This is a genomic window from Roseovarius sp. TE539, assembly GCF_003298505.1.
GTDB lineage: Bacteria > Pseudomonadota > Alphaproteobacteria > Rhodobacterales > Rhodobacteraceae > Roseovarius.
The window spans coordinates 165,001-184,115 of the sequence record NZ_QNGB01000004.1; the positions used below are offsets into that span (position 1 = coordinate 165,001).

Sequence of the window (19,115 nt, forward strand, 5' to 3'; positions counted from 1 at the left end):
TTATTTCCGACGGGATACGGGCATCGCAAACGGTCCGTTCCAACTTGTTTACGGTGCCTCGGCCTCCAGCGACGGAGAGCTTTGGGCGGGGATAGGCCACGCCTATACCGTTCCAACACCGTTCGAAAACATGTTTCTGCAACTGCACGCGATGACCGGCCTCTACGAGGAAGGTGACGGCGTCGACCTGGGAGGGCCGATCGAATTCCGCTCAGGAATCGAAATCGGTTACCGGAACCGGCAAGGGCTGCGGATCGGGATCGGGTTCGATCACAGATCGAATGCCGGCCTTTACAGCAACAACCCCGGATTGGAGAGCGTGCATGTGCGCGTGTCCATTCCCACGAAATGATTGTCATCAGTGTCCAGTCTTGTGACGGCGTACCTTTTGTATAATGGGTCATCGACTTGGTCTATCCAGCAAGCTTAAGCCGTTAGGTGTAGGCGCAGCGAAAGCGAGTCTTAATAGGGCGTCGAGTTGGATGGATCAGACCCGAAACCGAGTGATCTAGGCATGACCAGGCTGAAGGTAAGGTAACACTTACTGGAGGGCCGAACCCACATCTGTTGAAAAAGATCGGGATGAGTTGTGCCTAGGGGTGAAAGGCCAATCAAACTCGGAGATAGCTGGTTCTCTGCGAAATCTATTTAGGTAGAGCGTCATCCGAATACCCCCGGGGGTAGAGCACTGGATGGGTAATGGGGCCCCACAGGCTTACTGATCCTAACCAAACTCCGAATACCGGGGAGTACTAGATGGCAGACACACGGCGGATGCTAACGTCCGTCGTGGAGAGGGAAACAACCCTGACCTACAGCTAAGGCCCCCAATTCGTGGCTAAGTGGGAAAGCAGGTGGGACGACCAAAACAACCAGGAGGTTGGCTTAGAAGCAGCCATCCTTTAAAGATAGCGTAACAGCTCACTGGTCTAAACAAGTTGTCCTGCGGCGAAGATGTAACGGGGCTCAAGCCACGAGCCGAAGCTTAGGATGCCGTAAGGCATGGTAGCAGAGCGTAGTGTGACATAGTCTCATTCCTCCTCGGCGGGTTCGCCCGTATTGGAGGAGAGAGGCTTTCGATGAAGCCGGGGCGTGAGCCATCCGGTGGAGAGATCACTAGTGAGAATGATGACATGAGTAGCGACAAACAGGGTGAGAGACCCTGTCGCCGAAAGTCCAAGGGTTCCTGCTTAAAGCTAATCTGAGCAGGGTAAGCCGACCCCTAAGGCGAGGCCGAAAGGCGTAGTCGATGGGAATCAGGTTAATATTCCTGAGCCAGGAGGATGTGACGGATTGTGAAGGTTGTTCGCCCTTATCGGATTGGGCGGGCCGCTGATCAGTCCCTGGAAATAGCACCTCCATCAGATCGTACCCTAAACCAACACAGGTGGACTGGTAGAGAATACCAAGGCGCTTGAGAGAACGATGTTGAAGGAACTCGGCAAAATACCTCCGTAAGTTCGCGAGAAGGAGGCCCAGTTTCTACGCAAGTATTGGCTGGGGGCACAAACCAGGGGGTGGCGACTGTTTACTAAAAACACAGGGCTCTGCGAAGTCGCAAGACGACGTATAGGGTCTGACGCCTGCCCGGTGCCTGAAGGTTAAAAGGAGGTGTGAGAGCACCGAATTGAAGCCCAGGTAAACGGCGGCCGTAACTATAACGGTCCTAAGGTAGCGAAATTCCTTGTCGGGTAAGTTCCGACCTGCACGAATGGCGTAACGACTTCCCCGCTGTCTCCAACATCGACTCAGCGAAATTGAATTGCCTGTCAAGATGCAGGCTTCCCGCGGTTAGACGGAAAGACCCCGTGCACCTTTACTACAGCTTCGCACTGGCATCAGGATTGTGATGTGCAGGATAGGTGGTAGGCTTTGAATTCGGAACGCCAGTTTCGTTGGAGCCATCCTTGAGATACCACTCTTCGCACTCTTGATGTCTAACCGCGGTCCGTAATCCGGATCCGGGACCCTGCGTGGCGGGTAGTTTGACTGGGGCGGTCGCCTCCTAAAGCGTAACGGAGGCGCGCGAAGGTTGGCTCAGAGCGGTCGGAAATCGCTCGTTGAGTGCAATGGCAGAAGCCAGCCTGACTGCGAGACTGACAAGTCGAGCAGAGTCGAAAGACGGCCATAGTGATCCGGTGGTCCCGAGTGGAAGGGCCATCGCTCAACGGATAAAAGGTACGCCGGGGATAACAGGCTGATACTGCCCAAGAGTCCATATCGACGGCAGTGTTTGGCACCTCGATGTCGGCTCATCTCATCCTGGGGCTGGAGCAGGTCCCAAGGGTACGGCTGTTCGCCGTTTAAAGAGGTACGTGAGCTGGGTTTAGAACGTCGTGAGACAGTTCGGTCCCTATCTGCCGTGGGTGTAGGATACTTGAGAGGAGTTGCCCCTAGTACGAGAGGACCGGGGTGAACGATCCACTGGTGGACCTGTTGTGGCGCCAGCCGCAGTGCAGGGTAGCTATGATCGGACAGGATAACCGCTGAAGGCATCTAAGCGGGAAGCCCCCCTCAAAACAAGGTATCCCTGAGGACCGTGGTAGACCACCACGTCGATAGGCCGGAGATGTAAGCGCAGCAATGCGTTCAGTTGACCGGTACTAATTGTCCGATAGGCTTGATTTGATCCAGTAGAAGCCAGACATGGCAATATGCGCGGTCGCGCATTCTACGGAACAAGAGCATACAACCCGGTGTGCTTGGCTTGGATAAGAGGATCTTTCTCGGTTTGGTGGTCATAGCACAAGCGAAACACCCGGTCCCATCCCGAACCCGGCCGTTAAGCGCTGTCGCGCCGATGGTACTGCGTCTCAAGACGTGGGAGAGTAGGTCGCTGCCAAACCTAGAAAGATCCTCTATCTTGATATCTCTCTTTCGATGTGTCCCGGATCATGGATCATCTGCGGGACAGCAGGAATTGGCGCGGGATGGAGCAGTCCGGTAGCTCGTCAGGCTCATAACCTGAAGGTCGTAGGTTCAAATCCTACTCCCGCAACCAGTTTCATTTGCAGGTCGGTGTCGTCATCGTCCTGCAAATCATGTCCAGATCGAGTCCCCGCAACCAGCTTGATTTGCAAAAGGTCGTCCGGCGAAAGCCCGGCGGCCTTTTTGCTTGTCTGGCATAGGCTTAGAATGCCTGCCAGATCACCCTCGATATCCATGACGAAGCCACTAGGCTCATCGGACGAGGGGTGCAGGACGATCCGGTCGATCAGGCTGCGCAGAATCTCCACCGCTTCATGCTGGGCTGACTGATCAGCCAGCGTTGTGCGCAACTCGGCAACCGACTTGCGGTACCGTGCGCCCATGGACGGATGCAGCAGCGGCTTTTCCTCTTTGGGTTCCGCCTTCAGCCGCTCTTCGACTTCGGCCCGCTCGGCTTCCAGTGAAATCATGCGATCCTTCACACGCTCGGCAGGCACGCCGTCGCAGATGGCATCGATCATCCGGTCAAGCTCACGGATGATCTTGGCAAGCCGCGCTTCATCCTTCGCGCGGTTGCCGCTCTCGGCCATGCGCAGCGCATTCAGGTGACGCGTGTATTCTTCGCAAAACACAGTCAACAGCTCTTCATCCATCAGATGATGTTGAAGACCATTGAGCACAGAAGCTTCGAGGACATCGCGGCGGATTGTCCGCTTGTTCTCACAGGTGCCCTTGTTGCGGGCGCTCGCGCAGCCGAAATGTTGCTGGCTGATCTTTACGAACGTGCTGCCGCAGCAACCGCATTTGATCAGGCCGGAAAGCAGGAAGCGCGGGCGGCGGCGGTCCCAGAAACCTTCTGCTTTTGATTTGTCATGTTTACCGAGCGCCGTGGCGTCCTGCCGCGCTTTCACCTTCTGCCAAAGATCATCTTCGATGATCCGCAGATGCGGCACATCCTGCACGATCCACTGATCGGCTGGATTCAGGCGCGACAGGCGCTTGCCCGTCTCGGGGTCCTTGACGTAGCGCAGGCGGTTCCAGACCAGCCGCCCGATATAGAGCTCGTTGTTCAGGATGCCGGTGCCGCGATCCTTGTTGCCATGGATCGTGGACGGCCCCCATGTCTTGCCGGTCGGACCTGGCACATGCTCGGCATTCAGCGTCTTCGCGATTACGCGCGGGGACGTGCCCGCAGCATACTCGTTGAAGATGCGGCGCACGATATCGGCCTGAGCTTCGTTGATCTTGCGATCCCCGCGTTCAGGCTCGCCCGCAGCGTTGACCTTGCGGGCAACATCATACCCGTAGGAATTACCACCGCCGGACTTGCCTGCCTCGATACGGCCCCGCAGGCCACGCCGCGTCTTGTCTGACAAATCTTTGAGGAAGAGCGCATTCATCGTGCCCTTCAGGCCGATATGCAGCTCGCTGACCGCCCCTTCACTGAGTGTGATGATCTGCACGCCTGCAAAGCTTAGCCGCTTGAAGACGGCGGCGATGTCTTCCTGATCGCGGGATATCCGGTCGAGCGCTTCAGCGAAAACCACCTGAAACTTGCCAGCCATGGCATCCTGCAAGAGCTGCTGGACACCGGGTCGCATCAGGCTGGCGCCGGAGATGCCGTGATCGGCATAGTGCTGCGTCACCGCCATGCCCTCGCGGGCAGCGCGTTCAGCGCACAGCCTGATCTGGTCTTCGACCGAGGAGGCCGATTGCATATCGGTCGAATAGCGAGCGTATATGACGGCTGGAATCATCGTGGCGCTCATGAGGATGAGCCTTTCGGAAGATGCGATATTTCGGTTTTGCTCGCCTCATAATCCGCTTCAGCCGCCATTTTGGCAAGAGTCCTGACCAGCGCGCGCATCTTGTCCGCCGTTTCAGCGGGGAGGGCGCTCTGCTTGTGCGCTGTATGGTCAGGCTTTCTTGCGGGCATGGCCTAAAGATAGCGCCATTGCCGACGTCGCGCATGGACACAAGCTGGACATGCCCGACCCCAATGAAGCTGATCCCGCAACGGAGTGCGGGATCAGTGTGTCGCGATGCTTAGATCGTCGGCATGGATGCCGTGCGCTTTGCGATGGCGCGGCTGATGTTTTCCAGGCTGGCAAGAGCGTCGCGGCGCTCGGGCGTTTCAGCTTCGCTTGCGGCAAGATCAAGCTGGGCTTGGCGGAACAGGGTGCGCAGTTCCGGCACGCTGTAGTGATCAAGGGCTGCGGCTGTGAATATCTTTGACATGGGTCTCTCCTTGTCTGTCGTTCTCGGCCCCGACCATCGAGGCCTTTCGCCGTCCCCCCACCATCATCATCGGCAGGAAGAAGGCCCTCATGGGCGGGAAGAGATGGCAGGCGATGCCCGGAGAGACCGCAAAAAGATCAGCAGAAGCAGGTACAATTCGCGAAAGCATGCTGCGCCGCACACCGGCGACTGCCACGTCAGGGATCGTCGCAAGCAGGCTGTCAGCGCGCGTTTCGCAGGCGCGGAAAAGATAAAATGCCCAAGAAAATTAACGGAACGTTAACGCGAGCAGGGGCAAAATTGAGATATATTTTAATGAATTTTATTATGGATACTCGAAATGACGAAAAGACAGAAGCCCTATAGGCCTCCGCAATTAACGGTAGACTACACCGCCATGGGCATCATGACGCTCGACGAGCTCAAGCAGGCGCTTTGGACTGACCTTCAGGTTCTCAAAGAAACCTACAGCGTCAAATATATCAAAGCCCCGATGCTCAAGCTTAGCCTGAGCAACGAGTTCGGTGAGGTTGCGCCCCTGAAAAGCCTGAATGACGGAAAACCGATCTACCGTATGCACACGCGGCACTTTCGTCCTGCCTGCCAGGACTATGAGCCGTAAGGCGCTGTCGGGAAGGAGATCGCATGAAACCGCCGTGCTACATCGGATTGTCTCAAGCCCGTGAAGTACTCGCAGAGATGGGGATCGAGCTAAACGAACGCCAGATCAAGCGTGCCGCCGATCCAGACCCGAACGGCAAGCGCAAGCTGCCCTTCTTCGTGGACCCGATCGACGGGCGACTGAAAATCGAACGTGGAACTCTTGTGGATATCTATCAGCGAGCGCAAGTCGAAGCAGAAAACAACGTCAGGAGTTGATAGAATTTGATCCCTATTTGAACCGAAATGAACCGATTAAGAGCAAACAATTTGAATTCATGGCAGACATTAGAAAAAGGGAAAAACCCAACGGAACCACATACCAAGTACGTTACGCATGCCCGACGGCAAAGTCAGGATACAGGTACAAAACGTTCCATACGATGAAAGCGGCGCGGGCCTTCCTTGAAAGTGGAGAGACGCAAAATGCATCAATATCGAACCACCCGGATATCAACACAGTTCCCAAAGCAACCGAATGGTGGCTACGGATTTGTGAAAAGGAAGGACTGAATGGCCGGGAACCCATCACGTATTGTACGTACAAGAACTACAGCTATCGAGCTGAATATATCCTCGCATATGATTGGCCAAAAAGCTTGCAGGCACTGACGGCACCAGATGTCGTTGCTTTTCGTTCATGGCTGCTTCTTAACGACATCAGCCGGGATACGGCCGGTAAGGTTATGTCGGCATTGCATTCTGTATTGAAGGAGATGACCATTCGCGGAGTCATCCCGCACAATGTCGGCGCCGGGATCAGTATCCGGCAGGACTCGCGCTACAAGGAGCCGCCAAACATCCCGAGCAAGCGAGAGATTATGGCATTGCTTCGGGCCGCGGACGAGCTCGCAAATGATAGGAACGCCCAGATCGCGGCGACTTGGAAGCGCTACCGACCAATCTTGTACCTGGCGGTAGACTCAGGCATGCGACCGCAAGAATATCTGGCGCTGAGCCGAAGCAGTATTGCTGACAACGGCGTCATGGTTGAGCGCGCCATTGATGGGAGCGGACGCAGCCTATCCGTGACCAAGACTCGGGCCGGTCGTCGCTTTATAGATATCTCGCCCAGCACAATCGAGATGATACGCGACTACATTGAGCAGTACTCGATCGACAACGAGTATGACCTTGCGTTCCCAGCACATAATGGAAAATGGCTATGCCGCAAGAACTGGCAGCGGCGAGGTTTCAACATCGCCTGCCAGAAGGCCGGTCTTGTCGATATCGAAGTCAAGAATGGGAATAAAATCGAGAAGCCGCGCTACAGACCGTATGACCTGCGGCACTTCTTTGCATCGATGTTGATCGAGCGCCAAGTGAATTTGAAAAAGATTCAAGACCTAATGGGCCACAATAATATAGAGACGACATTAAATACGTACGGTCATTTGCTCAAAGATGCGGATGATGATAAAATTTCAAATGTGGGAATGCTTGGTGGAATGATGCCCGATTTTTGTGGCGAGCCTGTGGCCTGAAACCCTTATCCACCCTGACTTAAAGCCAATAGTTAACGATGGGGTGCAAGGGGTCGGAGGTTCGAATCCTCTCGCTCCGACCATAATAAAATCAATAACTTAGCTCAATTATCGGCGCTGAAATTAGCCGAAATCGCATTTTTTTGCCACAAATCAGAAGTCCGCTGAAACCCGCATGAATCCGCCATTGTATTTTTTGTGCCACAAATGTTTGTGGCCGCGTTGTGGCCGGATCGATTGCGGCTTTTTTTCATCAAATCGGGCAAAACAGCGCGATCATCTGCGTGACGGCTTCTTCGACCGTTTGTGCGTCGTCATCCGTCACGTATCGAGCGGCACCGAACTCCACCGCTTCAATGGCCGTGCGATAGCCAAGCGATAGCTGTCCATCCCCCTGTGGCGCGAACAGTTCGGCAATGCAGGCTGCTTTCACCGGCGCGTCCTGCTCGGCCTCCTGAAGCCGGAGATGCATTTCTTCCCGGATGACCAGAATGCGCGCGTCGATGTCCATCGCGGCAAAGTCCGGATAGCTCGTATCGGCACCGGCCGCAGCGGCAGGCAGGAGAACGCATGCCAATGTGGCCAGTTTCTGCATCGTTTTGTTCGACATCATCTCTGCGCTCCTTCTATCCGGTCCCTTGGCATGCCGGTCAGCGCATTGCTGAACAGCCTCAATCTACCCGATCATAAACAATCTCGCGTGCTTCTGAAGGCTTCCCGGTCTGATTGTTTGCCTTGGCTTTGTTGGTGGCGGAATCGATGGCGATCAACTTGGCAGCCTTTCGCTTTAGCCTTGCTTGACCGGTTCGACGGGCTTGAAGGTTCAGTGATCGTGTTCGACCGCACTCCATCTGGCAAAGATGGCCAGCCTCCTCGTTATGCCGTGTCTAGCCGCTGAGCCGTGAGCGCGAAGGGGTTTGCACAGGCCTGAGCGTCGTCGCTACGTCGTGTGGGTTTTGCCACCATCGGGCGGCCATGATCGGTATGGCGAGTGTTCCAGCCCCGAACCGTGCTTGCCGGTGCGTCTTTGTCCGGCGTGGTCATGGCACCTTCCGTAAGGGCGTTCCTCAATCTCTGACGCATCCTTGGCCGGGGGCGCCGCCCGGTCAACGGCTTGCCCGCACCATCTGCCTTCACCTGCGGTTCCGTCAGACCGTGTTGGCCGTAAACCGCGCCATAGCCCTGAAGGGCGTCGGCGGGTGACCAGTCGTCTAATACCCCCGTCCTTTCCGTGACGCGTCTTGAGGAAACGCCAAACGGAAGGAGACAGCCATGACCCGCAAGAACAAAACCAACCGCACCAGCAACCGCCCGGATAATCGGGCAGACATCTACACCCGCATCACCGATCAGATCATCACCGCCCTGGAGCAGGGCATCAAACCCTGGACGCAGCCTTGGAATGCCGCTCACGCCGCAGGCCCTGTTTCGCGCCCGCTCCGTCACAACGGCCAGCCTTACAGCGGCATCAACGTTCTGACCCTCTGGGCCTCATCGATGGAGCGCCACTTCGCCGCCCCGATCTGGATGACCTTCAAGCAAGCCCGCGAACTTGGCGGCCATGTCCGCAAGGGCGAAAAGGGATCGCCGGTCGTCTACGCCAATACGCTTACGCGCACCGAGCTCGACGAAGCCACGGGCGAGGAAATCGATCAGACCATCCCCTTCATGAAGGGCTACACGGTCTTCAATATCGAGCAGATTGAGGGCTTGCCGGATCACTATTACGCACCGGCCAAGACGCAGCTCAATCCGGATCAGCGGATCGCGGCAGCCGACGCGTTCTTCGCCGAGACCGGCGCCGATATCCGCCATGGCGGCAGCAGCGCCTATTACTGCCCGCCGGAGGATTACGTCCAGATGCCGGTCTTCGAGAGCTTCCGCGATGCCGAGAGCTACTACGCGACGCTGGCGCATGAATGCACGCACTGGACGCGGCACAAGCGCCGCCTGGATCGCAACTTCGGGCGCGAGAAGTTCGGCGATGCCGGATATGCCCGCGAAGAACTTGTGGCCGAACTGGGCGCCGCCTTCCTCTGCGCTGATCTCGGGATCACCCTCGAAGATCGCGAAGACCACGCCGCCTATATCGGCAGCTGGCTGAAAGTCCTGAAGGACGACAAGCGTGCCATCTTCACCGCCGCCGCCCACGCGCAGCGCGCTGCGGACTTCTTGCATGATTTGCAGACGGTGATCGCCAAAGATGACGAGGCCGCCGCATAGGCGGCCTCAAGCATGCTATGGTCCGCGCTTGCCGATCGCCACCCAGCGCGCGCCATCGCAATATTGCACGACGTCATGCGTCGTATTGTAGACCATATTGCCTTCCAGACCGTACGGGTTGGCGCAGCGCGGTGCGGGGCCTTTGCGCACGCAGCGGATGGCAAGTTGACTGGCCTTATCGTTGAAGCCCTGAAAGCCACCGCTGAATCCTTGATACCGCGCATTGCCGCTAGCGTTCTCCGAGGAAGACCAATAAAACCCGGCGGGCAACGAACCCGTTTCGTTAAATGTCCCGTTCAGAGCACCCGTGTTCTTATTGGTGTAGAGCACGTTCAACTCATCCTGCGCGGGCAAATACCAATCGTCATAGCCATGAGCCGATAGCCCGGCACAATACTCTGCTGCCGCAAACGGATAATCCGGCTCGCCCGTCGCGCCTAGCAAAAACGCGGTGTTTGCCTCACCTGTCTGACACGTTGCCGCCGTGCCGGGTGAGGCGTCCGTACAGTTCGTCATCGACATATCGGTGTGATTACCCGAGCCGTCATTCCAAGTGTATATGCTCGGCGCATCCGTAGGTGTTGTGAACATTTCTACGTCTCCGTCGGGGCTTAGCCCCGCATAAATCGAACCATCATCGCACACATCGCCGATATTCGGGCAACCTTGCGGCAAGGCGGTGCTGCTGCCGACAGGCGCGCCCATTTTGTAAAGAGCCTCGATTTCGTTTTGTGAAAGCACGCGATCATAGAAGCGAAAATCGTCGACCATTCCTTCCATAGGAGCTGTGTCAACAATTCCAGCACCAATTGCAAACCTGTTGTCAACCGGAGAAAGGGCTATACCCACTGGCGTCGTTGTTTCCGGCAACGGCGTGGCCTCAATGCCGTTGATGTAGAGCACCGGATCATTCTCAGTGTCATCACTATTGTAGACTAATACGACATGACTCCAATTGTTGAGCGGGATGTCGGGCGTTGTGTTTTGAGTCCGCCATTGGGCGGAGCTACCCGAGAAAATCTGTGTAAACCAGAACCCGCTCTCACCCGATGCTCCGGGCCTCAACCGCACGTTATGCCCCAAAAGTTGGTAGACAATGCTATTATCCGTTTGTGGATTGAGCCAGAACGCAAAACTGCCGCCACCTGCGAATAAATCCTGCAAATCCTGTACGTTTGGGTCAAGCGCGTAAAGGCGCGCGTCGGGATGTACAAAATCGAAGGCATTGGACACTGGTCCTCGCGTGATGGCTGTATCCGCGTTCGTGTTTTCTATATCAAAGCTCAGGCCATTTACGGTATCCACAATTGTGGTTCCCTCAGCCTCATCCATTTTCAGGTGCAGAATCAAGCCATCCGTCACATCCGGCCATGGAGCAGTCATGGAGACCCATTGGTTTCCATCGAAAAACTCTGGCACGCGGTGCGCTTCGTTGTACCGTATGCCGTCACGGGCTTGGTAGATTTCGCGGATTTCAGATGTGCTAAGAATGCGATTGTAAATCCTAACATCATCAATATCACCATTAAATCCGCGCCAGCCACTGACTTCGATAGCACCAATAGTGACAATGCTGGTTACAGGATTTATAAAACTACCCTCACTTGCAAAAGCCCCGTTTGGGTTATCATCACAGACTCCATCCACGCAAATTGTTGGCTTGGTACCGGCCGGCGCCGTCGCATCATACGTCGCGGCGACATGGTGCCACTGTCCTGAGACGAGTTCATTAAAGACATACCAATTCCCGTTCTGGATATCCCAACCGTTCGCCCTAAAGGCGAGTCGGTTCGTGCTAAACCCGTTAGCCAGCGATCCAATACCCTCAATCTCGACGATACCATTGTGGCCTCCTCCTTCAACATCATCGGACTTTATCCAGGCAGAGATCGTGAAGACGGTCAAATTTGCATAGATAGATGATGTTGCAGTGCTTATCCGGCTAAGACCGGTGTTCTGAAAGTTGAGGCCTTTTGAAATTCGTGCCAGAACGGACAACGGGTCGGTTCCACCGGAATTGATCGCATCGGCTGCTGTGGCTGAGGAATCTTTATAGGGGAAATCACTTTCATCCAGTCGCCAGTGACCGATGAGGCCGTCGGGGACGACTTCGGTCAGCTGACTGACCCCTTCGCCAGCCTCATGCCGCCGGACACAGCGGACGGCGTGCCCAGTGTTCTTAGTGCCGTCGTTCTGGCTGCCAACGCTGAATCTCTGGTTCCGCGCACGGCTGGTAAGGCTCTCCGAGGAAGACCAGTAGAACCCGTCGGGATACACACCCGATTCGTCAAATGTCCCGTTCAGATCGCCCGTGTTCTTGTTGGTATAAAGCACGTTTAGCTCATCCTGAGCAGGCAAATACCAATCATCATGGCCATGCGCCGATAGCCCGTCGCAATATGCAGCCGCCGCGAACGGATAATCCGGTTCGCCCGTGGCACCCACCAGAAAGGCCGTGTTCGCTTCACCCGTCTGACACGTTGCCGCCGTGCCGGGTGAGGTATCCGTACAGTTTGCCATAGACATGTCCGTGTAATTGCTCGTGCCGTCATTCCAGGTGTAGGTTGAGGCCGCATCCGCAGGCGTCGTGTACATCGCGACGTTTCCGTCAGGACTTGGACCCGCGTAGATCGAGCCATCATCGCAGGTGTCACCGATGCTTGGGCAGTTTTGAGGACCTGTCGGTTCCGGTGCCTGTCCTGCCATTGCGATCCAGTTTGAACCGTCACAATACTGCGGCACATTGTGCGTGGTGTTGTAGATGATTTCTGCCTGGTTCCCGGCAGGGTTGGCACATTGCGCCCGCGCCAGTGACGGCGCGAGTATAAAGGTTAGTATAAATGTCAAAAACAGCCTTAAGCCCATGCTTTCATTATAGAATGCAAAGACTTATTAAAACACTAAGAATTTGCCCTTTTCCTCAAAAAGGTATTTCCTCTTCGTCAAGCAGCGTCGGATCGCGCATCAGCCCCGCCTTGAAGAAGCACGGCTGCGCGAGGCGCTGCGATTGCGCCTCGTCCTCTAGCCGTTCTCGCTCTTCCCACTGGATGAGGGCATGGGAGAGCACCATCGCTGCGAATGCCTCCCGGTCATCGTAAGATGCCTGATAGGCAAGCCGTTCGAGCTTGGGCCCGTAGGTCTCGCCGAGATCAACTGTGTAGAAGTACCCAATCATGACGTCTCCTTTCTTCTCTGGCGCTTGCCCCGCTTGGTGTTCCTCGGTTCGATGGCGACATCCAGGTCATGGGCCTTGGCGAGTTCCTTGATTTTGGCGATGGCCTCGCGCTTGCGGCTGTTCTCACGATCGGTGAGCAGCGCCTGCGCTTTGCCGATCAGTTCGTGCAGCGCGTCGTCGGACGCCTGATCGAGGGCCTTGGTGTCGATCGGCTGTGCTGTCGGGTTCGGTATGTGGTGTGCCTGTTCGTGCATTGTCTTGCTCCTTCTAGTTTCGGGCGGGCGTTACGCCCAGCCTTGTTGCTGACGGATCAGGTCGCGGGCGACGTTGAGCGCCTTGGCGAGCGCCGGGTTGCCGCCCACATCCGGGTGCGCGGTGACGATGGCTCGGCGATAGGCGCGCGATAGCTCCGGTTTGGCGAAGCCGCCGGGCGGCAGGCCGAGCAAGGTACAGGCGGCCTCCCAGCTATCGATGACCGGCACGCTCTGTTCCTGGCGCACGCGTTCTTGCGCTTGCTGCTGCCATTGCGGCTGATCTTCCCAGATCGCGACGCCGCGCGCGGCATGGCCGGTCATTTCGCGCAAGGCGGCGATGGTGATGATTGTGGCTGCCGTTACGCCGCGCAGGGTGAGCGCGGCCGCCGTGAGCAGAAGTTGGGGCAGCACGAACCGGACGAACAGCAGGACTGCGCTGCCGAGCGCAGCGAGGATGCCGATGGCGGCGAAGATGATCCCCGCCCAGATCACCAGGGCGAGGAAGAGCACAAGGATAAATTCCATCAGAAAGTCCCCCAATAGTGTGCGGCGAGACCGGCAACGCAGGTCAGGTACAGGGCCGAGGCAACCGGATGCGGCGTTAGAAGCCAGATCAGCGCGTAGAAAAGCTGACCTTTGAGCACCTTGACGCTGGTGCCGAAGGTGAACGGGCTCTTCTTCTTCCGGTACGGGTTGCGGTGAAACAGCCCGCGCAGTTCCGGACGCACCCAATAGGGCGTTTTTTTGAGCACCCTCGGGCGGTTCTTGCTGGTGAAAACAAGCTGATCCTTGCTCGGGGCATAGAGGATTTCATCGATATCCATCAGCGCGCGGCGCGCTTCGGATTCGGTCAGCTTCCCCTCATGGTTCAGGCTCTGGGTTTTCACCGTCAACTGGCCGAGCAGCTTGGTGACATGCTCTGCCGTTTGCAGATCACCGACCCCGATGAATTGCCGCAGGCCGCAATTCGCAAGGAAGGTCTGCCAGCCCTTGCCATAGAGGTCTTCGACCTGACCCAAATTCTGAAAGATCGGCCAGAGTACGACATTGTATTTGCGCAGCGTGGCCAGCCAGTTCGGAAACCGCGTGACCTTGCCGAGCGCCGCCGCCTCATCGATGATGAACAGCACTTTCTCGCGCGCTGTCGGCAGGCGCTGCATCTCCTGGATGGCACAGCCAAGCGCAAGGCGCGGGATGGCCGCGTGGCTTTCATTGAATTCCAGCGGCAGAACGACCGCGATGATCGCGCCTTTGACGCGCTTGCCGTCCTTCGTCGTGCCCTTGAGCGCCGCAAAATCCACATCGCTGTGCTTGAGGTTCTCCTGCACGACCGGATCGCCCAGCCACGCCAAATCCTGCTGGATCGTGGACATGATCGCCGAGAATTCTTCGGACGCCTGTCCTTCGCGCCGTTCCATCGCCGATGCGATCTTGCCGACAATGTCCTGACAGTCAGGGCGGCCCTGCATCCTTTGCAGCAACTCTTCCCATTCATCGGCACCGGCATAGGCCAGATCGAACAGCGTGCCGAGATGGCGGTCTTCCTTGGGGTAGTGGCGCGCCATGAACATCAGCGCAGCCTGCAAGAAGCTTTCGGCGGCATCCTTGAAGAACTTGCTATTGCCGGACTCATTGCCGCTGCGCGAGATCAGCTGCTCGGCGATCAGCTTCGCGCTTGCGGCAAAGGTGCGTTCATTCGGGTCGAGCGTATCGACCGGATTGAACCCGTGCGATGGCAACGCCCACGGCGCTTCGGTGAACATGCCGAACGGGTTGATGACCATCACCTCATAGCCCTTCTTGCGCCAGGCCTTGATCGCGATGGCGGTGTTCTCGCCGCCGGGATCGTTGAGAAAGGCAAAACGCGCCGTGAGCATGTTCGGCACGATGGCGCAGGCGCCTTTGCCGCTGCCGGACTCGCCGCAGGTGATGGCATGGGTGTCCTGGTAATAGACGGGCAGAAGACCGGTCCAGTCACCGACCAGGATGCCGCGCTGTTTGAACAGGCCAGCCTTCATGGCATCCCAGGGCTTGAGCCAGCTGGCACTGCCAAAGGTCGTGCGATCCTTGTTAAAGCGCCAGCTCAGAAGCCCGAGCCCCAGAACGCCTGCGGCGGTATATGCAAGGAAGCTGCCAGCCATTGTGCGACCCTTTCGTTTTGGTGCTGGCTTCCTATTAAGGGCACGATCGCGAAAAAGTCTTGGACACAAGCTGGACACAGGGCATGGGCGAGACGCCATAGAACCATTCGGACCACCGCTTAATCCGGCGTTCGAGATCAGGATGATGCGGATCACAGAGCGGGAAGAGGACTGGGGCGCGTCCCTTCGGGATCGGGCTCTAGGCAGCGACGCTGCCCCAAGCCTGTCGTCTTGGCCGGAGGGTAGAGCCTGTGCCCGCGAAGGCGGGTAATCCCTCGCGCGGGGCTATTTCCTGTCCCCAAGCGCTACTGGAGAAATCTCAGAACGATGTCATACTCTAAGGAAGCAGGAAGTTTTTTGTCGATCCTTGACGTTAGGAAAGCTGCCATGATCTCTGGAAGCATCTCCCCATTACCATTGGCATTCGCCAGACGTGCTTCGCGTTCGAATTCCGAAACCACGTTTGCTAGCATATGGTTACGCCTTGAGCGAAATCTTTCTATCGTTGCATCGTACAATTGGCGGTCTGAGAAAACTGCAAAGTCGGACTCGAACTTGTCGAGCCAAGCTGCACCCATTGCAAGACCAGCTTTCGTTTCGGGCTGCTCTTCAAATTCTCTCCAAGCCGCCGTAACCAAATTTTCAAAGAGCGCCGTTCGTTTGTCTTCAATCACGGCGCGATACGGGTTGGCAACTTCATCGAGGATCAATGCAAGGGTTGGTTCCGCCGAGCTTTCTGAACTGTCCAAACGCGGGAAACTGTCCAGGGAATCTGGCAGAGCTTCGACATCATTCATTACTGGCTGAAGAATCGGAGAGACAATTTCATTTTGGGCAGCGGCATAATTGCTCCGCAGCTTATTCCTTTCAGTTTCGCTTAGGAACTGATGATAAGGTGTATTCCCTCTGGCTGCCGCAGTCATCTTAGACAATTGCTCATTGGTTTTTGACATCGCTGACAGGTTCTCGAACGCGATCTGTGCGTCGCGCCAAGCCAGGTCGCCCAAAACGGCATCAATCTCGGCAGTCATATCGTCATGTTCACTCGGCCAGACGATATTAGAGCGTGACTGAAGATCAGAAAGAATGACACTGAGCTTGGAGGCGGCTTCTTCCAGCGGTGTCTGATTGTTAATGGCAGCCATTGTACCCGCGTATTCATGACGCAAAACGCGCGTGTCTCGAATACTTTGGAAAACAGCCGGGATGCCAAAACTCGTAAGGGGACGGTCGGGGTCCTGTCGCAACGCTCTTGAAACTGTCGAGAACAGTTCAAATTCCGACCGGAAAAACGGGTCTCGCGCACATTGGTTGTTGATCTCGTTGGCGGCCTTGCGTCGCTGATCGAGCAGCATAGTATCAAATGACTGTCCGAAAACCGGTACGAAATCATCATCCGCAAACAGTAATACCATTCTAGGATAGAGCTGATCGGTGGAAGTGTTGACGTTTGCCAGTCTCGGATATTCAGTTCCGAACTTTGCGAGCCAGGCTGCAGCCGCTTCGCATCGGCTCCTCGTGTCACGGGCAGAGAAATACGCTCCGCCGTCTGAAGCCATAGCTGTGGGCTGGCGCGAAAGACTGTCCTCAGTCACAGGGCTCACGGTCATGGTGCTACAACTGCCGCCGGAGTACGCAGCCGTCCAAGAACCGTTTTCAGGACCTGAAGAAAGAACAAACTCTCCAGGCGCAAATGACCGTGGTCCGCCTATCAACCGTGACTGTTCTGCGATGACTAGCCGCGCTTGCCGGGCTTCAGCATCGAATTCGCCTACGAGCTTCTGCGTAAAGGAGCCGCCGTTAACTGCATTCTCGGGGAAATAGGAGATTTCACCATTGATCCGTGTTCCAGTCGGCTCCTGAAGGGTCATAAGAACGGGAAATTGCTTGCCACATGTCGCACGTCCCTCCCATTCTCCCGCGAGTACTTCGGACGCCTCCATTACTGTGGGTTTTTGTCCTTGCCGATAGAAGGTGGCCTCCCGGCAGTTTTGACTCACACCTGACAAGCTGCCATCGGCATTGATGCGTAATTCGAGATCGTTCGGAGACGACCGGGAAGTCCGGCGGCTGCCGTCTCGCAAGGTACGGGCGGTTGTAGCTTCAGTTAGTCTGAGGGTGTCGCTTCCCGGGTCGAACGAGCCCAGGTACAAAGCGCGGCCCTTACCCTCATCTTCGGTTTTTTCTGTGAATTCCAAGTCAGCTGCGAAGGAACCGTCGCTAATAAGTTCGATGTTTGCGGTTCCCGAAAGTGCGCCTGCACTCCGACCCATTCTGCAACCGTCAAACGCAATTTCCCAGTTACCAAGTACCGGAGCGGGGCTGTCAAGTTGGACGCGTTGGAGCGTCACGTCCTTACAATTATCGAAATCAGTGACCAGACGGTCCTGCGAAGGATGGTATGCAAAGCTGGTCGCTCGCACACCGCGTGACTTGTGAATCTTGTCCAGACGCTGTGCTGAAGGATTGAGCGGCGCATCTGCTTGAAGAATTACATCGCGATAAAGCGACCAATTTCCATTCTCTTTCTGATAATGGCGGACAAACAGCAGGGTCTCGTCATGTCTCGGGATAGCAATGTCCAAACGAAACTGAAGCTGTTTGGAGCCGCTTTTGCATTCGTAAGTACTATGCCATTGCCCGGAAGCTCCGCTGGCTTGCTGTGCATGGACAGTTCCGCCTGACAGCATAATAATGACGGCAACGGAGAAGTTGGCGACAAATCTAAGCATAGCTGCACCTCCCTACTGGCTACAGGTGCGCACGAGTTTGCGGCCAACCATGGGATCAGCTGCGATGAACGCAAGATTGGCCAGGTCAGTGCCAGCACTCTCCCAAGCTTCCACCGAAATTTCCATGCTCTGCATGCCTTCAACAAGGCAGCCACAGAACTCATTATTTGCAAAACGATCCTGGCATCTTTTGGTCATGCTGACCTGCGCCGCTTCGATTTTCTTGCGACGGATAACGCTCGGCGACATTTTCGGGGCCGTTCTGTTCGCGAAAGCTGCCATATTAAAATATGTACGCTTTGCAAATTCACTCTTGCACGAATACTCACCCGCCAGAATTGCCGCGTCTTTTTCGCCCTGTTGGAGCAAAACATCGACCGCACCAAATTGATCAATCATCCCGTCCACGCCAGAATTACGCATATTAACAAACATGTCTAACATTTGCTGAAGCGTCTGCGCGCCTTGCTCTTCGACCGATCCCCCGCCAGCAATATTTCCGTACATCACCTTAAGCGTACTCTTGTCGAGAGTTGCATCGTACAAACGCACACACGATTGATCTATGAAATTGACCGTGTTGCCGAAGAATTTGTTGAATCCATTGATATAGAAGAACACCGAATTGTTGCTTCTATCGATGGCGTCCAGGTCACCGCTGTGAAACGCCTCAATCAATTCCGGCTGATTGAAGAACGAATAGTCAATGTTTTCCAAGCCGTCCCCGGAAGGTGGTTCATTCCCTTGCTGTCCAATCGAACGAAGACGATCCATCGCTTGATTGTCTGATCCGGTTTGCTGCGTTGTCGTAGACTGCGCATCGACCGGCGTGTCTTCCGCTGAAGGCAGTGTTGGGAGAACTCCGCCGGTAGACGTGGCGTGGTCAGTATCGTTTTTTCTTGAGCCAGTTTGCACATTTTCCGGAGCCATCCGCACAAGAACGGCCCAGTCCGATCCCTTCGACGTTATTGCCGAGTAGATGAGCTCCTCGGCGACAAACCCGTCCATCTTGATGTTCTCGGCGTCGGCACAGTCGAATGCCATCGCGCCAGCGAGTTGTGAGGCAACCTTGTTCATCAATTCGCCATTTGTGAAAGGTGCGGCGCTATCGGCTCTGAGTTTAACGATGACGTTCTGTCCGCAAGCGAAATCATCCGGATAAAAGAACGAAATGCCCTCCATCGTTCCGAACTGTTCCTCGGCGTGAAGCGATGTACCCGCAATAACGCTCCCGGCAAGAAGCAACACGCCAAATGTCTTTCCAATTTCTAGCATCACGA

General features: G+C 55.9%; 14 protein-coding genes, 1 tRNA gene and 2 rRNA genes (1 of these 17 running past the window's edge). 7 read left to right on the forward strand and 10 right to left on the reverse strand.

All coding sequences use genetic code 11. The annotated features are described in order from the left end of the window. The 3 genes from DQW77_RS04305 to DQW77_RS04315 all read left to right on the forward strand — a co-directional run. A 23S ribosomal RNA gene (locus tag DQW77_RS04305) occupies nucleotides 1–2,628 on the forward strand (it extends 816 nt beyond the left edge of the window). A gap of 102 nt (nucleotides 2,629–2,730) precedes the next feature. Then, nucleotides 2,731–2,845, forward strand: a 5S ribosomal RNA gene (gene rrf / locus DQW77_RS04310). A 79-nt stretch (nucleotides 2,846–2,924) separates the two neighbouring features. Then, nucleotides 2,925–3,001, forward strand: a tRNA-Met gene (locus DQW77_RS04315). Here the strand turns inward: DQW77_RS04315 and DQW77_RS04320 are convergent. Then, the gene (locus DQW77_RS04320; RefSeq protein ID WP_309301305.1) at nucleotides 2,958–4,697 is read right to left on the reverse strand and encodes a recombinase family protein; all 1,740 of its coding nucleotides are present in this window, start codon (nucleotides 4,695–4,697) and stop codon (nucleotides 2,958–2,960) included. The two genes, DQW77_RS04315 and DQW77_RS04320, sit on opposite strands and share 44 nt — an antisense overlap. Before the next feature lie 277 nt (nucleotides 4,698–4,974). Further along, the gene (locus DQW77_RS04325; RefSeq protein ID WP_113256952.1) at nucleotides 4,975–5,166 is read right to left on the reverse strand and encodes a hypothetical protein; all 192 of its coding nucleotides are present in this window, start codon (nucleotides 5,164–5,166) and stop codon (nucleotides 4,975–4,977) included. Nucleotides 5,167–5,506: 340 nt separating this feature from the next. On the opposite strand from DQW77_RS04325, the gene DQW77_RS04330 reads away from it, so the two are divergent. Genes DQW77_RS04330 through DQW77_RS04340 form a run of 3 tightly spaced genes read left to right on the forward strand, consistent with a single transcriptional unit; the run spans nucleotide 5,507 to nucleotide 7,310 of the window. Beyond that, on the forward strand, nucleotides 5,507–5,788 hold the full coding sequence (locus DQW77_RS04330; RefSeq protein ID WP_147094925.1) for a hypothetical protein: 282 nt from the start codon (nucleotides 5,507–5,509) through the stop codon (nucleotides 5,786–5,788). Between the two features lie 23 nt (nucleotides 5,789–5,811). Beyond that, nucleotides 5,812–6,045 (forward strand): hypothetical protein, encoded by a 234-nt coding sequence (locus DQW77_RS04335; RefSeq protein ID WP_113256954.1) that lies wholly within the window; start codon nucleotides 5,812–5,814, stop codon nucleotides 6,043–6,045. Then, nucleotides 6,042–7,310, forward strand: a complete 1,269-nt coding sequence (locus DQW77_RS04340) for a site-specific integrase (RefSeq protein WP_220124944.1) — start codon at nucleotides 6,042–6,044, stop codon at nucleotides 7,308–7,310. Before DQW77_RS04335 ends, DQW77_RS04340 begins: the two co-directional genes overlap by 4 nt. Before the next feature lie 253 nt (nucleotides 7,311–7,563). Here DQW77_RS04340 and DQW77_RS04345 read toward each other — a convergent pair whose 3' ends face one another. Continuing rightward, on the reverse strand, nucleotides 7,564–7,923 hold the full coding sequence (locus DQW77_RS04345) for a hypothetical protein (protein ID WP_113256956.1): 360 nt from the start codon (nucleotides 7,921–7,923) through the stop codon (nucleotides 7,564–7,566). A 659-nt stretch (nucleotides 7,924–8,582) separates the two neighbouring features. On the opposite strand from DQW77_RS04345, the gene DQW77_RS04350 reads away from it, so the two are divergent. Further along, on the forward strand, nucleotides 8,583–9,533 hold the full coding sequence (locus tag DQW77_RS04350; RefSeq protein ID WP_113256957.1) for an ArdC family protein: 951 nt from the start codon (nucleotides 8,583–8,585) through the stop codon (nucleotides 9,531–9,533). A 15-nt stretch (nucleotides 9,534–9,548) separates the two neighbouring features. Here the strand turns inward: DQW77_RS04350 and DQW77_RS04355 are convergent, their stop codons facing one another. The 7 genes from DQW77_RS04355 to DQW77_RS04385 form a co-directional block, all read right to left on the reverse strand. Further along, nucleotides 9,549–12,398 carry a LamG-like jellyroll fold domain-containing protein gene (locus DQW77_RS04355; RefSeq protein ID WP_113256958.1) on the reverse strand — a complete coding sequence of 950 codons (2,850 nt, stop codon included), beginning with the start codon at nucleotides 12,396–12,398 and terminating at the stop codon, nucleotides 9,549–9,551. A gap of 55 nt (nucleotides 12,399–12,453) precedes the next feature. Further along, complete coding sequence (locus tag DQW77_RS04360) at nucleotides 12,454–12,708, reverse strand: hypothetical protein (RefSeq protein ID WP_113256959.1); 255 nt, start codon at nucleotides 12,706–12,708, stop codon at nucleotides 12,454–12,456. Further along, nucleotides 12,705–12,962, reverse strand: coding sequence for a hypothetical protein (locus tag DQW77_RS04365; protein WP_113256960.1), 258 nt, complete (start codon nucleotides 12,960–12,962; stop codon nucleotides 12,705–12,707). Before DQW77_RS04365 ends, DQW77_RS04360 begins: the two co-directional genes overlap by 4 nt. A 30-nt stretch (nucleotides 12,963–12,992) precedes the next feature. Beyond that, nucleotides 12,993–13,487, reverse strand: a complete 495-nt coding sequence (locus DQW77_RS04370; RefSeq protein WP_113256961.1) for a hypothetical protein — start codon at nucleotides 13,485–13,487, stop codon at nucleotides 12,993–12,995. Then, complete coding sequence (locus DQW77_RS04375; protein ID WP_181711193.1) at nucleotides 13,487–15,259, reverse strand: type IV secretory system conjugative DNA transfer family protein; 1,773 nt, start codon at nucleotides 15,257–15,259, stop codon at nucleotides 13,487–13,489. Before DQW77_RS04375 ends, DQW77_RS04370 begins: the two co-directional genes overlap by 1 nt. Nucleotides 15,260–15,408: 149 nt before the next feature. Beyond that, the gene (locus tag DQW77_RS18000) at nucleotides 15,409–17,835 is read right to left on the reverse strand and encodes a hypothetical protein (protein ID WP_147094926.1); all 2,427 of its coding nucleotides are present in this window, start codon (nucleotides 17,833–17,835) and stop codon (nucleotides 15,409–15,411) included. Nucleotides 17,836–17,847: 12 nt separating this feature from the next. Continuing rightward, a complete protein-coding gene (locus DQW77_RS04385) occupies nucleotides 17,848–19,110 on the reverse strand; it encodes a hypothetical protein (protein WP_113256964.1) in 1,263 nt (420 codons plus the stop codon). Between the last annotated feature and the right edge of the window lie 5 nt (nucleotides 19,111–19,115).